This window comes from Clavibacter michiganensis, from assembly GCF_002151125.1.
GTDB lineage: Bacteria > Actinomycetota > Actinomycetes > Actinomycetales > Microbacteriaceae > Clavibacter > Clavibacter michiganensis_C.
In genome coordinates, this window is the sequence record NZ_MDJZ01000005.1 from 355060 (window position 1) to 373848 (window position 18789).

15 protein-coding genes and 1 tRNA gene are annotated in these 18789 nt (G+C 72.7%); 2 read left to right on the plus strand and 14 right to left on the minus strand.

Annotated features, from left to right (window positions below):
* Positions 1 to 43: 43 nt before the first annotated feature.
* Positions 44 to 117, plus strand: a tRNA-Pro gene (locus BFL37_RS04245).
* Between the two features lie 149 nt (positions 118 to 266).
* Here the strand turns inward: BFL37_RS04245 and BFL37_RS04250 are convergent.
* The 3 genes from BFL37_RS04250 to BFL37_RS04260 form a co-directional block, all read right to left on the minus strand.
* Positions 267 to 1472 carry an acyltransferase family protein gene (locus tag BFL37_RS04250; RefSeq protein ID WP_086513903.1) on the minus strand — a complete coding sequence of 402 codons (1206 nt, stop codon included), beginning with the start codon at positions 1470 to 1472 and terminating at the stop codon, positions 267 to 269.
* Positions 1473 to 1617: 145 nt separating this feature from the next.
* Positions 1618 to 3870: a transglycosylase domain-containing protein gene (locus tag BFL37_RS04255; RefSeq protein ID WP_086513904.1), complete on the minus strand. Its 2253-nt coding sequence runs from the start codon at positions 3868 to 3870 to the stop codon at positions 1618 to 1620.
* Between the two features lie 92 nt (positions 3871 to 3962).
* Positions 3963 to 4994: an LLM class flavin-dependent oxidoreductase gene (locus BFL37_RS04260; protein WP_086513905.1), complete on the minus strand. Its 1032-nt coding sequence runs from the start codon at positions 4992 to 4994 to the stop codon at positions 3963 to 3965.
* 232 nt (positions 4995 to 5226) lie between these two features.
* Between BFL37_RS04260 and BFL37_RS04265 the strand changes: the two genes are divergently transcribed.
* Complete coding sequence (locus BFL37_RS04265) at positions 5227 to 5613, plus strand: VanZ family protein (protein ID WP_241533845.1); 387 nt, start codon at positions 5227 to 5229, stop codon at positions 5611 to 5613.
* A gap of 39 nt (positions 5614 to 5652) precedes the next feature.
* Here BFL37_RS04265 and BFL37_RS04270 read toward each other — a convergent pair whose 3' ends face one another.
* The 11 genes from BFL37_RS04270 to BFL37_RS04320 all read right to left on the minus strand — a co-directional run bounded on the left by BFL37_RS04270 (position 5653) and on the right by BFL37_RS04320 (position 18770).
* Complete coding sequence (locus BFL37_RS04270) at positions 5653 to 6195, minus strand: sortase (protein ID WP_241533846.1); 543 nt, start codon at positions 6193 to 6195, stop codon at positions 5653 to 5655.
* A gap of 307 nt (positions 6196 to 6502) precedes the next feature.
* A complete protein-coding gene (locus BFL37_RS04275) occupies positions 6503 to 7099 on the minus strand; it encodes a sortase (protein WP_086513908.1) in 597 nt (198 codons plus the stop codon).
* 87 nt (positions 7100 to 7186) lie between these two features.
* On the minus strand, positions 7187 to 8914 hold the full coding sequence (locus tag BFL37_RS04280; protein ID WP_241533847.1) for a DUF4012 domain-containing protein: 1728 nt from the start codon (positions 8912 to 8914) through the stop codon (positions 7187 to 7189).
* An 89-nt stretch (positions 8915 to 9003) separates the two neighbouring features.
* A complete protein-coding gene (locus tag BFL37_RS04285) occupies positions 9004 to 9993 on the minus strand; it encodes a hypothetical protein (protein WP_241533848.1) in 990 nt (329 codons plus the stop codon).
* Between the two features lie 305 nt (positions 9994 to 10298).
* Complete coding sequence (locus BFL37_RS04290) at positions 10299 to 11693, minus strand: polysaccharide biosynthesis tyrosine autokinase (protein ID WP_086513911.1); 1395 nt, start codon at positions 11691 to 11693, stop codon at positions 10299 to 10301.
* 357 nt (positions 11694 to 12050) lie between these two features.
* The gene (locus BFL37_RS04295) at positions 12051 to 12725 is read right to left on the minus strand and encodes a thymidine kinase (protein WP_043584435.1); all 675 of its coding nucleotides are present in this window, start codon (positions 12723 to 12725) and stop codon (positions 12051 to 12053) included.
* Positions 12726 to 13424: a DNA-binding response regulator gene (locus BFL37_RS04300; RefSeq protein WP_086513912.1), complete on the minus strand. Its 699-nt coding sequence runs from the start codon at positions 13422 to 13424 to the stop codon at positions 12726 to 12728. It abuts the gene before it with no gap.
* A 68-nt stretch (positions 13425 to 13492) separates the two neighbouring features.
* The gene (locus BFL37_RS04305; protein WP_086513913.1) at positions 13493 to 14677 is read right to left on the minus strand and encodes an Rv2578c family radical SAM protein; all 1185 of its coding nucleotides are present in this window, start codon (positions 14675 to 14677) and stop codon (positions 13493 to 13495) included.
* 73 nt (positions 14678 to 14750) lie between these two features.
* Positions 14751 to 16229, minus strand: a complete 1479-nt coding sequence (locus tag BFL37_RS04310; RefSeq protein WP_086513914.1) for a malate:quinone oxidoreductase — start codon at positions 16227 to 16229, stop codon at positions 14751 to 14753.
* 87 nt (positions 16230 to 16316) lie between these two features.
* Positions 16317 to 17411 carry an aspartate-semialdehyde dehydrogenase gene (locus BFL37_RS04315; RefSeq protein ID WP_086513915.1) on the minus strand — a complete coding sequence of 365 codons (1095 nt, stop codon included), beginning with the start codon at positions 17409 to 17411 and terminating at the stop codon, positions 16317 to 16319.
* Between the two features lie 93 nt (positions 17412 to 17504).
* Positions 17505 to 18770 carry an aspartate kinase gene (locus BFL37_RS04320; RefSeq protein ID WP_086513916.1) on the minus strand — a complete coding sequence of 422 codons (1266 nt, stop codon included), beginning with the start codon at positions 18768 to 18770 and terminating at the stop codon, positions 17505 to 17507.
* Positions 18771 to 18789: the final 19 nt, after the last annotated feature.

Here is an 18789-nt window from a genome sequence, read left to right on the forward strand (position 1 = left end):
AGCCCGGAACATCGGGTATCGTATAACCCGGCCCTCGGGCCATCGGGGTGTGGCGCAGTTTGGTAGCGCGCTTCGTTCGGGACGAAGAGGTCGCAGGTTCAAATCCTGTTACCCCGACACATCGCCTCCTCGGGGAGGTCGCCTCCTCCGGGAGGCAGAGCACGACCGGCATCACCACGAAGGGCCGCTCCTCCGGGAGCGGCCCTTCGTCGTCCCCTCCACTCGAGGCCGGACTCAGGGGGAGGCCGACTCAGCGGGAGGCCGACTCAGCGGGAGGCGGGCTTGAGCCGGAGCGCCGGACGCTCGATCGCGTAGTAGGTCGCCGCCGAGAGCACGAGGGTCACCGCGCCCACGATGAGGGTGTTGAGGGCGAAGCCCGCGAGCGTGTCCGGCAGGACGAGGCCCGCGCGGCGGAGGAAGCGGATCACCGGCAGGTGCCAGAGGTAGACGCTGAACGAGATCGTGCCGAGCCAGGCGATCCAGCGCAGCTCGAGGAACCGCGTGACGGGACCGAGCGATCCCCCGCGACGCGGCAGGGCCACCAGGAGCAGCAGCGTCGCGCACGACGCGGCGACGACGCTCTCCTCGAAGGCACCCACGGGGGCCTCGGAGGCGACGACGACGAGCGCGGCGGCCACGATCCCGGCCGGCACGCGCCAAGTCGCGACGCGGTCGCGCAGGCCCTCGTCAGCGGACACCGTGAGCAGGACCACGGCCGCCGCCATGCCGTAGGCGAACAGGTCCGCGTGCACGAGGATGCTGCGGTTCACGACCGCCTCCCACGTGGCGCCCCAGTCGCTCGCGAGACGGCCGCCGTGCCCGAGGGGCGCCTGCGCGATCATGGACCACACTTTGCCCGCCACGCCGATCACGAGGAGCGCCGCCGCGGGGGCGAGGGCGCGGATCCACGTCGCCCTCCCCCGGAGCAGCCGTGCCGCGAGGAGCGCCACGGCGGGCAGCAGCACGTAGAAGGAGACCTCGACGGCGAGGGTCCAGGCGACCTCGATGCCGCTGCGCAGCGTGCGCGGCGCGTAGCCCTGCAGCAGCAGGGCGTTGACCACCGTGTCGACGGGACCGAGCGTCCCCACCGCGAGACCCGCGTCGCGGGACTCCCGCGGCAGGATCGCCACCCGCAGCACGAGGCTCACGAGCAGCAGCACCACGATGTAGCCGGGGAAGACGCGGAGCGCCCGGTTGGCGGCGTATCGCGAGAGGCGCGGCATCGCGCCGCCGTCGACGAGGCTCCGCGCGAACGGCAGGAACAGCAGGAAGCCGCTCAGCACGAAGAAGAGCGTGACGCCGTGGCTGAAGAACGCGACCTCCCCCACCAGCGGGACGTCGGTCGTCGGCCGCGCGAGCTGCCGCTGCACGTGGTACAGCAGCACGGCCACGGCGGCGACGCCGCGGAGGCCCTCGATGCCGGGCAGGAGCGTGCGCACGCGCGCGGGTGCGGACGTCGGGGTCCCGGTCATGATGGCCTTCGCGGGTCGGTGGGGTGGCGGTCGTCCAGTCTACGAGGCGCTCGGTCCGAGGGATCCGAGGCCGGGCGGCGCACAGCACGACGGCCGCCGCCCGGAGGCGACGGCCGTCGGCGCGCGCTCCCCATCGAGCGCGGGCTCAGTCCTCCGTGTCGTCGGCGGGAGGAGCCGGCGGTGCCGGCTGCGCGGGGGCAGCAGGAGCCTGGGGGGCGCTCGGCGCCGTCGGCGCGGCCGACTGCGTGGGCCGCGGTGCCGGCGGGACGTAGGGCCGCTTCGTCAGCGTGCTGCTCGGCGCGGGGAAGTCCGCCGCCGGGTACCGGTCGTCGATGAACGTCTGCAGCGGCTTGAAGATCCGGTGGCGGGCGCTGTCCGCGGCCGCGCCGTTGAGGACGTTGCGGCGCATGGACACGAAGCCCTCGACGTTGCCCACCCACACGGCCGTGGTGACCTCGCTGGAGGACCCCACGAACCAGGTGTCCTTCGATCGGTCCGTCGTGCCCGTCTTGCCCAGGATGTCGGTGCCGTCGCGCGGGTTCGACGCGGCGCCCGTCCCGCCCATGACCGCCTTGAGCGCGAAGGCCGCGGTGTTCGCGACCTCCGGGGTCATGGCCTGGGCGCACTCGCTCTTCGGGGTCACGAGCTCGGACTCGTCCGGGAGGACGACCTTGTCGATCGCGATGGGCGGGCACATGGTGCCCTGGTTCGCGACGGAGGCGAAGGAGGTGGCCATCTGGAGCGGGGCGACGGTGTTGCCGCCCGAGCCGACCACGTCGGACGGGAAGCTGGAGAGCTCCCGCTTGTCCGCGTTGTACGCGCCCATCTCGGTCGCCGTCTTGCTGATGTCGCACAGGTCGAGCTGGCTCGCCATGGCCACGAAGGCCGAGTTCACGGAGGCGACCGTCGCGGCGAGCACGTTCTGGTTCGACGTGGCGCCCGTGTTGGTGTCGTTCGTCACCTTGTAGTCCGGGGATCCGGCGAGGTTGTCGCCGCACCGGGTGAACTCGCTGGCCGACCAGGTGGTCTTCGACGCGTTGACCGTCTGGTAGACCGACTTCCCGCTCTTCAGCCAGTCCACGAGCGTGAAGATCTTGTACGTCGATCCGACCTGGAAGCCGGCGGAGCCGCCGTGCGCCTTGTCGGCCGAGTAGTTGATCTCGGTGACGCCGGGCTGGTCCTGCGCGACCCCGTAGTCGGTGTTCTGCGCCATCGCGATGATGCGGCCGGTCTTCACCTCGCGGGAGACCACAGATCCGCCGATCTTCGTGAACCGCGCCGTGGTGGGCACCTGCTTGCGCATCTGCTCCGCCGCGTTGCCCTGGATGTCGAGGTCGAGCGTCGTGTAGACCTGCAGGCCGCCGCGCTTGAGCAGCGCGTCGCGGTCGGCGGCGGTCTCGCCGAACTCGTCGTTCGTGAGGATCTCGTTCTTCACGTAGTCGCAGAAGTACGCGGCCGATATCGGGTTCGCCTGGATGCAGCCGCTCGTGGAGGGCGTGATCGTCGGGGTGACCTCCGCCGCCGAGGCCGCGTCGAACTGCTCCTGCGTGATCTTCTGCTCCTTGAGCATGTTCCGCAGCAGGAGGTCGCGGCGCTCCTTGTTGCGCTCGAGGTTGTCCGGGTTGTCGATCTTGAAGACCTCCGGCGCGTTGACCGTGGCGATGAGGCTCGCGGCCTGCTCCAGGTTGAGGTCGGCCGCCGAGACGTTGAAGTAGTAGCGCGCCGCGGACTCGATGCCGTAGACCCGGCTGCCGAAGTTCGCGATGTTGAGGTACGCGAGGAGGATCTCGTTCTTGGAGTACTTCTTCTCCACCCCGATCGCCATCCGCATCTCCTTGAGCTTGCGGGGCATGTCGGGCTGGGTGGCCTCCTGGAAGGCCGTGCGGCCCTCGGCCTGCGTGGCCTCGTCGGAGGAGTCGACCATGTTCTGGGCCTTCTGGACCAGGACGTTGCGGACGTACTGCATCGTGATGGTGGAGGCGCCGGACTGGACCTCCTTGTTCAGCACGTTCTGCGCCAGGGCGCGGGCGGCCGACAGCACGTCGACGCCGCCGTGCTCGTAGTAGCGGGGATCCTCGGTCGCGATGGCGGCGTCCTTCGCGTACTGCGAGACGGCGTCCCACGGGACCTCCTCGCGGTCCTGCGAGAAGAACTCGGCGAAGGGGACCTGGCTGTCGCCCTGCTTGGCGAAGAGGACCGTCTTCTGCGCGAGGTTGTCGATCTGCAGGTTGTCCGGGATGTCCTCGAACACGCCGATGGTGCTGTTGGCCGCGATGCCCGAGACGGCGATGGCAGGGGTCACCATGGCGGCGACGAGCACGCCGGCGATCGTGCTCATGCCGACGAGTCCGAGGAACGCGCCCAACCGGGTCGAGATGGTCAGGTCAGTTTTCCTCATGGTACGAATCTAACCCGCGCTCCGAGGCGCCACATCCGCCTCAGGGAGGGTCTCAGCTCCCCGTGGCCGAAATGTGATGAGTGCACTCGCGATCAGCCCGCGCGAGCCTCCCCGATGTCCAGATCGCGCACCGTGCGGAGGGTGGCGATGCGGTGCTCGAGCGTCGTGGACGACGGCGCGACGATGAGCTCGTCGGCCCCGGTGCTCGTGAGCAGGCGCGCGAGGCCGGTGCGGACGGCGTCGGGCGAGCCGATGGCCTGGCGCCGGTCGCGCGCCCCGATGATCTCGCGCTCGAGGTCGCTGAACCCGTACGCGGCGGCCTCGGCGGGATCCACGGGCTGGGGCTTCCCGCCCTGGCGCATGCGGAGCCACGTGATCCGGCCGGCGCGCGCCTCGCGCTCGACGACGTCCGGGTCCTCGTCGGCGATGACGCTCACCGCGATGGCGCTGTGCGGCGCGGCGAGGTCGTCGCTCGGCTGGAAGCGCTCGCGATACAGCTGGAGCGCCTGCTCGGTGCGGTCGCCGGCGAAGTGGTGCGCGAAGGCGAAGCGGATCCCGAGGGCGGCCGCGACCTGCGCGGAGTAGCCGCTGGATCCGAGCAGCCACATCTGCGGCCGGTCCCCCAGCCCCGGCACGGCCGTGATGCCGCGGAGCGGGTTGTCGTCCGCCATGCCGCCCGTGAAGAAGCCGACCAGGTCGACGAGCTGCTGCGGGAAGTCGTCGACGCCGAGGCCCGCCTCGCTGCGTCGGAGCGCCATCGCGGTGGCCCCGTCGGTGCCCGGCGCGCGGCCGATGCCGAGGTCGATCCGGTCGCCGTAGAGGGCGCGGAGGGTGCCGAACTGCTCGGCGACGACGAGCGGCGTGTGGTTCGGCAGCATCACGCCGCCGCTGCCGACGCGGATGGTGGAGGTGCGCGCCGCGATGCCCGCGAGGAGGACCGCGGGGGCGGAGCTGGCGATCCCCGGCATGCCGTGGTGCTCCGCGACCCAGAACCGGGAGTACCCGGCCTCCTCCGCGGCCTGCGCGAGGCGGATGCTGCCCGCGACGGCGTCGGCGTTCGTGCCGCCGAAGGGACGGGGTGCGAGGTCGAGCACGTTCAGCGGGATGCGTTCGAGGTGGGTCACGCCGGGTGAACGGGCGGGATCCGCGGGGCATTCCTCGTCCGGTGCGCGTTGCTAGGCTGCGGCCCTCATGGATCCCGCCGCCCCCGCACCCCGACCGGGCGCGACGTCCGGGTCCCGGGAATCCGCCGCGGCCGCGGACGGCTCGACCGGTCGTTCGACCTGGCGCGCGCGGCGGGACCGCGACCGCCGACGCTCCCGTCGGCGTCAGGCCGCCGCGCTCCTCCTGGCGTACGTGGCCCTGATCGGGCTGGTGACGCTCACGCCCGACAGCGTCGACCGCGGCGTGTACCCGTACCTGATGCGCGGCGTGCTGCTCCTGCAGGACCACGGGGCGCCCTGGTTCCGCTACTCGATGATCGAGGAGGTCGCCAACGTCGCCCTGTTCGTGCCGCTCGGCATGCTCGGCGTCCTCGCCTTCGGGAGCCGACGCTGGTGGGTGGTCGCCTTCGCGGGCACGGCCATGTCCGCGTCGGTCGAGCTCGCGCAGGGCGCGTTCCTCCCGGCGCGCGTGGCGTCGGTCACCGACGTGCTGGCGAACGGCGCGGGAGCTGTCCTGGGGGCGGCGGCAGCGGCGATCATCGCGGCCCGGGCGCGACGACGCGGGCGGATCCGGTCGTGATCGGATCCGCCCGCGCCGCCGTCGGAGCGGCGTCGCGCGTCAGGAGGCGCGGCGACGGCGGACCGTCGCGAGGCCCGCTGCCGCGGCGCCGGCGAGGAGCAGCCCGCCGCCGGTGATCGCGAGCCCGGTGGGCAGCGTCCCGCCGGTGATGGGGAGCGAGCCGCCCTCCGCCGCCGGGCGGGCGCTGGCCGGGACCACGGACACGATGCCGCACCAGTGGTCGCCGGACGCGGCGTTCTGGTTCGCGCGCAGGGTGCCGGTCGCCGTCGTCGGCACGGCGAGCGTGCCGGAGACGGAGCCGTCGGACGCCGCCGTGACGGACGCGGCGGGGTCGCCCGCGGCGGCGGGTGCCCCGGCCGTGGCGGAGAGGCGGACGGCGACGGTCTCGCCCGGCGTGAAGGATCCGGCGACGCCGGCGATCCGGACCGACTCGCCGGGTGCGACGGCGGCGGGGGTCACCGACATGCCGCTGCAGGCGATGGCGGAGTCCTTGGGGACGTAGTTCTCGGCCTGGGCGGCGAGGGGGAGGGAAACGGTGATGGCGAGCGCGACGAACGCGCCCGCCAGGGTCTTGGCGAGCATCTCGGGTGTGCCTTCTCTGATTCGCCCGGGACGGACGTGCCATGGCACGACGGGTATCGCCTCGGAGCGGTGGTGTCCGCGACGCGCGATTTCGGGTCGACGCCTTCAGGCAGACAGCGGGTCGGGTAAACCCACGATCGAGATGCTATCCGCGTCGGCGCTCCGCGAGGAGGCGCACGGGCGCGATCGGCCCCGGACTGGGGGCATCCGGCGCCCGGAGACGGCGGAAGGCCCCGAGGCGAGAGCCTCGGGGCCTTCCGTCACCATGCTCCAGGAGGGAGCCAGGCGACGCGGGTCGTGATGCGGATCAGACCGTGGTGCGCTGGCGACGGACCGTCGCGAGCACCGCGACGAGCGCGGCACCGAGCAGCAGCAGGCCGCCGCCGGTCCAGATGAGGACGACGGGCAGCTGGCCACCCGTGACGGGGAGGCCGGCCGAGCCGTCGGCGGCGGTGCCGCCGGCGGCGCCACCCGTGGCGGTGCCGTTGCCGGCGGCCGCGACGACGGAGATCGAGGTCGAGACCGTGTTGCCCTCGGTGTCGGTGCCGGTGAGGGCGTAGGTGCCCGAGGCGGAGCCGGCGGGCAGCGTGACGGTGACGCGGAGGCCGCCGGCGCTGGTCGAGTTCTTGGTGATGGAGTTGCTCGTCACGGCCATGGGGGCCGTGCGGAAGGAGGCCAGCGTGGCGTTGGCCGCGTCCTCACCGGTGATGGTGATGGTGACGGGGACGCTCGGCGCGAACGAGCCGTCCGCGAAGGACAGGACGGTGCTCTGGCCGGGCGCGACGGTCGGGTCGCTGACGGTGACGCCGCCCTCGGGCGTGTACGGGGCCGCGGTGACGGCGGTCGAGACGGTGAACGTCGCGGCGAGGGCGATGGCCGCCCCGGCGAGGATCTTCTTGAACATGTGGTTCCCCCTGTGTGAGTCAATCGTGGTGCTCAGGGGCCACAAGCGGACTCGGGTCCGCCGTCGATCATTCCCCCGCTTAGGAGACTACTGGGCCGGGTCGCAGGAGAGCGAGCGGAACTGTGTTGCGATCGTGTTAATCACCGGGGTCGTGACGATGGACAGGGGCGTGTCGGTCTTTTTGTCCCCCAGCGTGTCCACCGAGATGCGGACCTCCTGTCCGGGCGAGAGCGTCACCTCGACCTGGGCCACGGCCCGGCCGCCCACCACCTCGGGCTGGAACGGCGTGTCCTGGCCGTCGATCTCGACCCGCAGCGGCACCGTGCCGGGCGGCCCGTAGACGGCCACGCGCGTCTTGACGTCGCCCGGGGCGACCCCGTAGACGCCGCCGCCCGTGATCACGAAGGGGAGGGAGGCCGCGTCGGCCGGGGCCGTGGATCCGAGGAGCACCTCGGTGCGGTAGTTCGGGCGCCCGTCGTCGCGGCACATGGCCATCCCCAGCGTGGTCTGCAGCGAGAGGAAGTAGTCCATCTTCGCGCCCGTCGAGTCGTTGAGGAAGACGCCGAAGACCGTGGACTCGTCGTTGTCCTCCGGCAGCGATCCGTGGAACGTCGTGCCCTCGAGGGTCGCCTGCTCGTCGGCGCGCGAGTTCCAGATGAGGATCCGCCGCTCCTCGGCCGCCTTCCCGAGCGCGGCGACGAGCGCACCCGGGTCCACGTCGCCCGAGGCGACCTTGGCGAAGACCGAGTCGGCGACGCTCGCGAAGACGGCGTCCTGGACGTCGGGGTCCGGGTAGCGGAGGTACACGTCGTGGAGGAGCAGGTCGACGGCGTCGTCGGAGCGGAGCACGTCCCCCGTCGCGAGCGTGATGGGACCCGTGGCCTCGAGGAGGTACGAGAGCGCGACCGGGTCGATGCTGATCACGCCGTCGACGGCGTCGCCGTGCTTGAGCCGCCACATCTCGGCGGCGAGCGGCGCGGCCTGCGGGAACTCGGGGGTCAGGGTCACGTCCTGCATGTAGCGGCCGGTGATGGTGCCGTAGAGGCCGGCGGTCTGCGGATCCAGCGGCAGCGCCGGCTCCGCGAGCCGCGGGAACGCCCGGGCCGAGTCCTGCCCGGCGAGCGAGAACGCCCCGCCGCCCGTGCGGACGAGCGCGAGGGCGCCGGGGATGCCGCCCGTGGAGCGCACCTCGGCGTTGTTCTGGAACATGAGCAGGTACTCGCGGTCGCCGTCGGCGCCGAGCATGGCGGGGGCGAGGTCGGTGACGTGGCGGACGATCGCCAGGGTCTCCGCCGCCTTGCCGACCGTCTCCCTGAGCCGCGCCACCGCGTCGGCGACCGGTCGGACGGTGCTGCCGGTGTCGATGGCCGTCACGTCGTCGAGCGCCGTGTCGAGCGCGTCGTCGGCCTGGCGGACGGGCTCCTGCGCGGCGACGATCGGGTCGAGGTCGAGCCGCCCGTCGCGGGGCGTGAGGCTCGAGACGTCGAGGCTCCCGGCGATGCCGACCACGGGCTGGAGGGCGTCGCCGCCGATCCGGTCGACGATCCCGGAGATCTCGCGGAAGGCACGGAGGTTCGGGCCCAGGAAGGGCACGTGCTCGGTGACGGCCCAGACCGGATCCCCCGTCAGGGACACCGCGCGGGCGGAGTGCTCGCGCAGGGCGGCCACGTTCGCGGAGGCACCGGCGGGGTCGCCGGCGATGAGGTCGCGCTGCACGGACGACGCGAGCGGCACCGCCTGCTCGAGCTCGCCGCGGGCGAGGAGGGCGCGGGCGGCGACCCACACGATCCAGAGGACGAGGATGGCTGCGACCACGGCGCCCGCGACCCGGAGGACGCGGCGACGCGTCCAGGGGCGTCGCGCCCGACGGCGCCGCTGGGGCCGGGCGGCCCCGGTCGCGGAGGTCACCAGGTGGCCCCGCCGTCGGTGGAGATGCTGACGGCGTCGCCGGTGAGAAGCCAGACGTCCGCACCCGCGGCGGAGAGGGCGACGGATCCGCTGGTGGGCACGGCGTCCGCGCAGCCGAGCACGCTCACGTCGCCCGAGGCGGGGACGATGCGGCCGATGCTCGTGCCCGCGCAGGAACCGGCCGTGCCGGCCGTGAGGATGCCGTCCGGTCCGAGCGCGAGCGCGAGCGCGCCCGGCGCGTCGATGCGGCGGAAGTCGCCGCTGCCCGACCGCACGTGCAGGTCGCCGGATCCGCAGAGCACCGCGGCCGCCTGGCCGCTGTCGACGACCTGGACGGCGTCGTCGCACGGCGCGTCCCTGGAGCCCTGGACGAGCTGGACCGTGCCGGGCGTCGCCGGGTCGACGTACGCCGTCGTCGCGGTGCGCGCGGGCGCGTCACGCCAGAACTCGCCGCCCGTGAAGCTCTGCAGCGTGGTGCGGGAGCACGCCGCGGTGACGTCGGCGACGACGCTGCCGACGTCGGGGCTCTCCACCTGCAGCGCGAGGATCCGGCGCGCGTCGAACGAGCCCGTCGACCGGGTGTCCCAGGTGCGGCCCGCGTCGATGGTCGTCTGGATGCGGGCGGGCTCGCCGGTGCAGGAGCCGGCCGTGGTGCGCCAGGCGACCTCGGCGTTCCCCGCGGCGAGGAAGACGGTGGGCGCGGCGACCGTGGTGCTCGGGGTCGCGCTCGGCGCCGGCGTGGGCGTCGGTGCCGCGGCCGCGTCGGTGCTGGAGGGGGACGGGGCGGATGTGGCGGCTCCCTCATCCCCCGATCCCCCGCCGGTGCGGGTCACCGCGGCCGAGACGAGGATCAGGTCGATGACGAGGAAGGCGACCACCGCGGTCACGCCGACGCCGGGGATGATGCGTCCGAGGGAGGGACGCCGTCGCGGGGCGCGTCCCGTGACGGCCATCGGCTTGCGGCCGTCCGGCGCCGACCTAGCCACGCGCGGCTCCCGCGGTGCGTGCGGCGCGGCGGACTGAGGTGCGTCCTGGCAGGCGGCGCGGTCGCGCCTCGGCGTGAGCCGACATGGTGTCTCCCGGTGTGGCGGGCATCGTGCGGCGCGCGGGCGGCGCACCCTCGCGGGCGACCGGATCCGGTCCGCGCCCCGACGACGATCCGGGACCCGCTCCTCCTGTGGAGCACGGGCCGCCGGTCCGCGCAGCGGGAGATGCGGGGTCGAGCGGTGGTGTCACCCGGATCGTACAGGCCCCCGCGGGACCCGCAGGGACGACACGGATGGGCGGCGGGTCAGGACGCGGCGGGGCTGGTGCTGTCCGAGCTCTCCGGTCGCACGTACGAGTAGCCGTACTGGCCGTAGCCGTACGCGTCGGGGCCCTTGGTCGGGAGCATGGTGAGCACCACGCCCAGGACCTCCGCGCCGACGCTGTTCAGCGACTCGATGGCCGCATGGACCTGGCCGCGGTGCGCGCGCCCGGACGAGACCACGAGGATCGCCCCGCCCGCGCTCTTCGACAGCACGGCGCTGTCGGTGACGGGGAGCAGCGGCGGCGCGTCGATGAGCACGGTGTCGAACTGGGCCTCGAGCTCCTTGAGGAGGGTGACCATGGTGCGCGATCCGAGCAGCTCGCTCGGGTTCGGCGGGATCTGGCCCGCCGGCAGGACGAACATGTTCCTGTTGCCCCACGGCTGCAGCACGTCCTTGAGCTCCGCGCGGCCGATGAGCACGTCGGTGAGCCCGACGGCGCCCTCGAGCCCGAGGTAGGACGCGAGCTTGGGCCGACGCAGGTCGGCGTCGATGACCGCGACCCTGGCGCCCGCGTCGCTCAGGGCGATGGCGAGGTTGGCGCTGGTGGTGGACTTGCCCTCCGACTCGATCGCGCTCGTGATGACGAAGCTGCGCGCGCGGCCCCCGAAGTCGAGGAACTGCAGGTTCGTGCGCAGGCTGCGGAAGGACTCGGCGCGCGGGCTGCGCGGATCCGACTGCACGATGAGCGGGCGCTCCTTGGCCTTCGGGTCGTACGCGATGCCGCCGAGGATGGGCGCGTGCGTGACGAGGCGCAGGTCGTGCTCGCCGCGGATCCGCGTGTCGAGCGTGGCGCGCAGCACGGCGACGGCCACGCCGAGCGCGAGCCCGACCAGCCCGCCCAGCGCGAGGTTCAGCGGGACCTGCGGGGACACGGGCGATGCCGGGATCCGCGCCTCCTGCAGGGTCGTGATCTTCACCTGGGGCTGGCCGTTGACGTCGAGCGGCGTGAGCTCGGCGACGAAGTCGGTGAAGCTCCGGGCCACCGCGTTCGCGATGGTGGCGGCGGACTCGGCCTCCTCGTCCTCGACGGAGATCTGGATGATGACGGTGTCGGCCGCCGCGGTCGCGGTGACCTTCGGGGCCAGCGAGTCCGCGGTCGCGTCGAGGCCCAGCTGGGCGATGACCGGCTCGAGCACCGCGGGCGTCGCCACCACGTCGGCGTAGCTCTTGACCGCCTGCTGCGTGAACGTGCTGCCCTGGCTCAGGTCCTGCACGGTGCCGGCCGACTGCGTCGACACGAACACCTTCGACGACGCCCGGTACTCCGGCGTCTGCACGAGCGAGTAGCCGGCGGCGGCACCCACCCCGAGCAGCAGGACCAGCAGGATGAGGATCCACGATCGTCGCAGGATCCGGATGTATTCACGCAGTTCCACAGGCGATCCCCCTCGTCGATGGAGCGCCCCCCGGCGACGCCCTCGCCCATGCTCCCACAGCCGCGGCACCGCTCCTGTTCCCCGGACCGTGGAATGGCGCTCCGCGGATGACGCCCCAGCATCTGGGGCGGGGGTCCGGTCGGACCCACGGGCTAGCGTGGACGCGGGATCAGGCCACCCACCTCCCCGAGAACGCACCGCCCGCCGCTCACCCGAAGAGAAGGCCACGACCCCATGCCCGACGTCTGCGTCGCCGTCATCCCGCTCGCCACCCTGCTGATCATCGGCGCGCTCACCGCCTACGGGCTCCGCTACCTGCGCGACTGACCCGCCGCGAGCCCCCGCCGCCCGGCCGGGTCAGGCGAAGTCGGCGTCCGGACCCGCGGGGTAGCCGAACGCCGACGCGCTCGCCTCGACGGGCCGCCCGCTCGTGAGCACTCCCCCGCTCTCGGCGAGGTAGCAGGCGCCGCAGAGCGACATGTACGTGACGTCCTCGCCGTCGATGGCCACCTGGTCGCCCGCGAAGATGAACCGCTCGCCGACCTGGCGCGCGTTGAAAACGGCCTTGCGTCCGCAGCGGCAGATGGTCTTCATCTCCTCCAGGCTGTGCGCGATCTCCAGCAGCCGCCGGCTCCCGGGGAACGCCACGGTCTGGAAGTCGGTGCGGATCCCGTAGGCGATGACGGGCACGTCCTGCAGGATCGCGATGCGCAGCAGGTCGTCGACTTGGGACTCGCGGAGGAACTGCGCCTCGTCGACGAGGAGGCACGCCGTGGGCCCGCCCTTCTCCTGCAGCACGCGCTCGCGGTGGATCCCGAACTCCTGCCAGACGTCGGCGTCGGGCTCGAGCAGGAAGTCCACCGGGCGACGGACGCCGAGGCGGGAGACGATGTCGCGGTCGCCCTTGGTGTCGATCACGGGCTTGGTGAGCAGCACGTGCTGCCCGCGCTCCTCGTAGTTGTAGGCGGCCTGGAGCATCGAGGTGCTCTTGCCGCTGTTCATCGCACCGAAACGGAAGTAGAGCTTGGCCATCTACCGAAGGTAGCCGTCCTCGGTGGCCCGATCGATCAGGTCGGACCGCCGGCCTGCGGTCCTCCCGACCAGGCGGTACTTCGCGCGCACGCGCCGGAGGTAGGTCTTCGCGGTCTCGTACTGCACGTTCATCGCCGTGGCGACGGCCTGGGTCGACCGGCCGGTCACGTAGAGGCGGAGGGCCTGCTCCTCCCCCTGGCTGAGGCGGGGGCTCGCGAAGGCGCCGGCCACCTCCTCGCCCGTCGGAGCGCCGTCGCCGCGGTGGCCGGATCGGGCACCCGCGGCGACCGCCCGGACCGCGGCCACGATGTCGGCCGCGGGCACGGGTCCGGTCAGCAGGGCGGCGGCCCCCGCGGCGACGACGCGGCGTCGGACCTCCTCCGTGCCCGCCCGCGACAGGACGACGACGGCCGCACCGGCCGCGCGGCAGGAGCGGATCCGCCCCTCGAGGCTGACGGCCTGGGGCAGGTCGTAGTCGACGACCACGACGTCCGTCGGGAATCGCGGCGACCGCACCAGCTGGAGCCAGCCGGTCGTGCTGACCACGACGTCGATCTCGGGAGCCCGGCGGCGGAGGATCGCGCAGACCTCGTCCAGCGCGGACTCGTTGCCCATGAGCACGCCGACGCGAGCGGGCTGCGGCGTCGACGGCGGGGAGGCGTCGCGCGGGCCCGCCCCGGGGTCCCGCAGGGAGGTCATGTCAGAACTGTAGCCAGGGCGCGTGCCGCGGGGGCGCCGGCGGGTGTGGACGGACACCCGCCGGCGCCTCAGAACAGCGTGGCCTGCGTCGCGGCGGCTGCCGGCAGCGCCGCGGCGACGAGCGGACCGGGCGCGGGGGCCCGGGTCCAGCTGGCGCGACCGCGCGCGGTGGTGGCGCGGCTGTCCGCCCCCTCCTGGCTCCAGCCGGGATGCGGGCGGCCGCCAGCCGGGGCGCGAGCGGCCTCGACGCCGGGCAGGTCGGCGCGGGACAGGACGCCGCCGGTGCGGGGATCCACCCTCCCGCCGCCGAGGCCGTGCCGCCTGACCAGCGGGTCCATGCGCGCCTTCAGCCAGGTCCGGTACGCCTGCGGCGCGTAGGCGCCGCGCGCGTAGAGGTCGAGGTAGCGGCCCACGAGGTCCGGGCGCTCGCGCTCGAGCCACTGGAGGTACCACTCCTTCACGCCCGGCTTGAGGTACAGCGCGGAGTAGAGGACGCGCGTGCCGCCGGCCTCGCGGATGCGGGTGAGCGCGTGGTCGAGGTGCTCCTCGGAGTCCGTGAGCATGGGGAGGATCGGCATCATGAACACGGTGCAGTCGAGGCCCGCCTCGCGGACGGCGGTGACGGTCGCGAGGCGCGCCGCGGTCGTGGGCGTGCCGGGCTCCACCGACTGCTGCAGGTCGTCGTCGAGCACGGCGATGCTCATCGCCAGATCCACGGGGACGCTCGCCGACGCCTCGCGGAGCAGCGGGAGGTCGCGGCGGAGCAGCGTGCCCTTGGTGAGGATGGACAGCGGGGTGCCGGACGACGCGAGCGCCGCGATGATCCCGGGCATGAGGGCGTAGCGGCCCTCGGCGCGCTGGTACGGATCCGTGTTGGTGCCGAGCGCGACGGCGTCGTGCGTCCACGTGGGCTTCGCGAGCTCGCGCGCCAGCACCTCCGCGACGTTGACCTTCACGACGATCTGGTCGTCGAAGTCACGGCCGCCGTCGAGGTCCAGGTACTCGTGCGTCGGGCGCGCGAAGCAGTACACGCACGCGTGCGTGCAGCCGCGGTAGGGGTTGATCTTCCAGCCGTACGGCATGACCTTCGACTCGCCCGGCACCCGGTTGAGCGCCGACTTGGCGAGCACCTCATGGAACGTCACCCCCTGGAACTCCGGGGTGCGGACGCTCTGCACGAGGTTGCTCAGGCGGGCGAGCCCGGGCAGCGCGTCGGCGCTCGCGTCGGACAGCCTCTGCGCGCTCCATCTCATGCGCCCATTCGAACACACATTCGAACGCGACGCGAGCGGGCGGGCGGCGACGGTGCCGTCGCCGCCCGCGCCGTCAGTGCTGCAGCTCGAGGACCTCGGCGGTCTCCTGGATGATCTTCGGCGTCTTCTTCGGGTCGGACGCGACGAGCGTGCCGTAGTTCGGGATCATGCGCGTGAGCGGCTTCTTCCAGCCGGCGATACGGTCGGGGAAGCAGCGCCCCAGCACGTCGAGCATGATCGGGACGGCCGTGGACGCGCCGGGCGATGCGCCGAGGAGGCCCGCGATGCTGCCGTCGGCCGCCGCGACCACCTCGGTGCCGAATTGCAGCACTCCGCCCTTCTCCGCGTCCTTCTTCATGACCTGGACGCGCTGGCCCGCCGTGACCTGGTACCAGTCCTTCGGGTCGGCCGTGGGCATGAACTCGCGGAGCGCGTCGAACTTCGTCTCCTTCGAGGCGATGAGCTGGCTGACGAGGTACTTGATGAGGCTCAGGTTGTCCTTGGCGACGGCGAGCATCGGGACGATGTTGTGCGGGCGGATCGACGTGAACAGGTCGAGCAGCGAGCCCTTCTTGAGGAAGCGCGGGCTGAAGCCGGCGTAGGGCCCGAAGAGGAGGGAGGTCTCGCCGCCCACCACGCGCGTGTCGAGGTGCGGCACCGACATGGGCGGGGATCCGATGGCGGCCTTGCCGTAGACCTTGGCCCGGTGCTTCGCGACGATCTCGGGGTCGTCCGTGCGGAACCACTCGCCGCTGATGGGGAAGCCGCCGAAGCCCTTGATCTCGGGGATGCCCGACTTCTGCAGGAGGTGCAGCGCGCCGCCGCCCGCACCGATGAAGACGAACCTCGCATCCACCTCCACGGTGGAGCGGCCGACGTCGTTGCGGATGCGGAGGTGCCAGCTGCCGTCGGGGTTCTTCGACAGGCCGCGGACCTCGTGGTTGAGGTGGAGGGACGCGCCGTGCTCGGTGAGGTAGTCGATGAGCTTGTTGGTGAGGGCGCCGAAGTCGACGTCGGTGCCGCCCTCGAAGCGCGTCGCGGCGATGACCTCGTCCTTCTCGCGCTGGAGCACGAGGAGCGGAGCCCACGAGTGGATGACCGCGGGGTCCTCCGAGTACTCCATGGCCTCGAAGAGCGGGTGGACGCGCATGGCGTCGAAGCGGCGACGGAGGTACTCGACGTTCTCCTGGCCGCGCACGAAGGTCATGTGCGGGGTGGGGTTGATGAACTCCTTGGGCTCCGGCACGGCGCCCGCGGTGACGAGGTGCGCCCAGAACTGGCGCGAGAGCTGGAACTGCTCGTTGATGCGGGTCGCGGACCCGATCTCGATCTTCCCGTCCTTCTCCGGCGTGTAGTTCAGCTCGCAGAGGGCGGCGTGGCCCGTGCCCGCGTTGTTCCACGGGTTGCTCGACTCCATGGCGACCTCGCCGAGGCGCTCGAAGATCTGGATGGTCCAGTCCGGTTCGAGCTGCTTGATGAGGGTGCCGAGCGTCGCGCTCATGATGCCCCCGCCGACGAGGACGACGTCTACCGGTTCCGCTGTATCGCTCACCGGATCAGTGTACGCCCGCTCCTCGGAGCCCCTCCGGAGCCGCGAGGGGTGGTACGGACACCCTCACGCGCGGCACGCGGGGAGGGATCAGCGGCGGGTCGCGACGACCTCGGCGATCTGCACCGCGTTGAGCGCGGCGCCCTTGCGGAGGTTGTCGTTGCTGATGAACAGGGCGAGGCCGCGGCCCTCCGGCGCGCCCTCGTCGGCGCGGATCCGGCCCACGTAGCTGGGGTCCGTGCCGGCCGCCTGGAGCGGGGTGGGGATGTCCGACAGCTCGACGCCCGGTGCCGTGGCGAGGAGCTCGACGGCGCGCGCGACGCTCAGCGGCGAGGAGAACTCGGCGTTGACCGAGAGCGAGTGGCCGGTGAAGACGGGGACGCGGACGCACGTGCCGCTGACGAGCAGGTCGGGCAGCCCGAGGATCTTGCGGCTCTCGTTGCGGAGCTTCTTCTCCTCGTCGGTCTCGAAGAGGCCGTCGTCGACGATGCTGCCGGCGAGCGGGATCACGTCGAACGCGATGGGCCGCTGGTACACGGCGGGCTCGGGCAGCTCGACGGCGCGGCCGTCGTGGACGAGGCGGCGGAGCGCGTCGGGACCCGCGGCGACGGCGGCCTCCGCCTGGCCCGCGAGCTCCTCCGCGCCGACGAGGCCGGATCCCGAGACCGCCTGGTACGTGCTGACGACGAGGCGGGTGAGCCCGGCCTCCTCGTGCAGCACCTTGAGCACGGGCATCGCGGCCATGGTGGTGCAGTTCGGGTTCGCGATGATGCCGCGGCGGGCGTCGGCGATGGCCTCGGGGTTGACCTCGGAGACGACGAGCGGCACCTCGGGATCCATGCGCCAGGCGCTGGAGTTGTCGATGACGAGCACGCCCGCCTCGGCGAAGCGCGGCGCCTGCGCGCGCGACGTGGTGGCGCCGGCGGAGAAGAGCGCGATGTCGAGTCCCGTGGGATCGGCGGTCGCCGCGTCCTCCACGACGACGTCGCGGCCGGCGAACGGCAGCGTCGTGCCGGCCGAGCGCGCCGACGCGAAGAAGCGGATCTCGGCGACGGGGAACGCGCGCTCCTCGAGCAGACGGCGCATGACGGCGCCGACCTGGCCGGTGGCGCCGACGACGCCGACGCGGAGGCCGGTCGTGGGGGCGGCGGGCTCGGCGGATCCGGCGGGTGCGGTGTCGGTCACGGGTGTCTCCTCCTGCGGTGCGCGGGCGTGCGTCGTGCTGGGTGCGTCGTGCGGTGCGGCGTGCGTCGTGCGTCGTGCGGGGCGGCGTGCGGGTCAGCGGCCGGTGCCGGCGTGGACGACGGCGACGTCGTCCGCGTCGAGCCCGAAGGCGTGGTGGACGACGCGGACGGCCTCGTCGATGGTGTCGGCACGGGTGACGACCGAGATGCGGATCTCGCTGGTGGAGATCATCTCGATGTTGATGCCGGCGTCGGACAGCGCCGTGAACAGCTGCGCGGAGACGCCCGCGTTGGTCCGCATTCCGGCGCCGACGAGCGCGAGCTTGCCGATCTGGTCGTCGTGCTGGAGGCCCGTGAAGCCCACCGCCGCCTGCTCGGCCGCGAGCACGGTGAGCACGCGCTGCGCGTCGGACTTCGGGAGCGTGAAGGAGATGTCGGTGAGGCTCGTGGCGGCGGCCGACACGTTCTGCACGATCATGTCGATGTTCGCGCCGGTCTTGGCGACGATGGTGAAGATCTGCGCGGCCTTGCCCGGCACGTCGGGGACGCCGACCACCGTGACCTTGGCCTCGCTGAGGTCGGCGGCGACGCCGACGATGACGGGCTCTTCCACATTCTCTCCATCCGTGGGGTTGTAGACGATGGTGCCCTCGTTGTGCGTGAACGAGGAGCGGACGTGCAGCAGGACGCCGTGCCGCCGGGCGTACTCGACGGCGCGGATGTAGAGGACCTTCGCGCCGGACGCGGCGAGCTCGAGCATCTCCTCGCTCGTGATCCGGTCGATCTTGCGGGCCAGCGGGACGACGCGCGGGTCGGCCGTGAAGATGCCGTCGACGTCGGTGTAGATCTCGCAGACGTCGGCGCCGAGGGCCGCCGCGAGCGCGACCGCCGTGGTGTCGGATCCGCCCCGGCCGAGCGTGGTGATGTCGCCCGTGCCGCGGTTGAAGCCCTGGAAGCCGGCGACGATGGCGATGGCGCCCTCGCCGAGCGCGTCGCGGACGCGGCCGGGGGTGACGTCGACGATGCGCGCGGCGCCGTGCTGCGCGTCCGTGATCATGCCGGCCTGGCTGCCGGTGAAGGAGCGCGCGTCGTAGCCCATGCTCTTGATGGCCATCGCGAGCAGCGCCATGGAGATGCGCTCCCCCGCGGTGAGGAGCATGTCGAGCTCGCGCGGCGCGGGGATGGGGGTGACCTCGTGGGCCAGGTCGAGCAGCTCGTCCGTCGAGTCGCCCATCGCGGAGACGGCGACGACCACGTCGTTGCCGGCCTTCCGCGTGGCGACGATGCGCTTCGCGACGCGCTTGATGCTCTCGGCATCGGCCACCGACGATCCGCCGAACTTCTGCACGATGAGGCTCACGGGCGACTCCTGGGGTTCG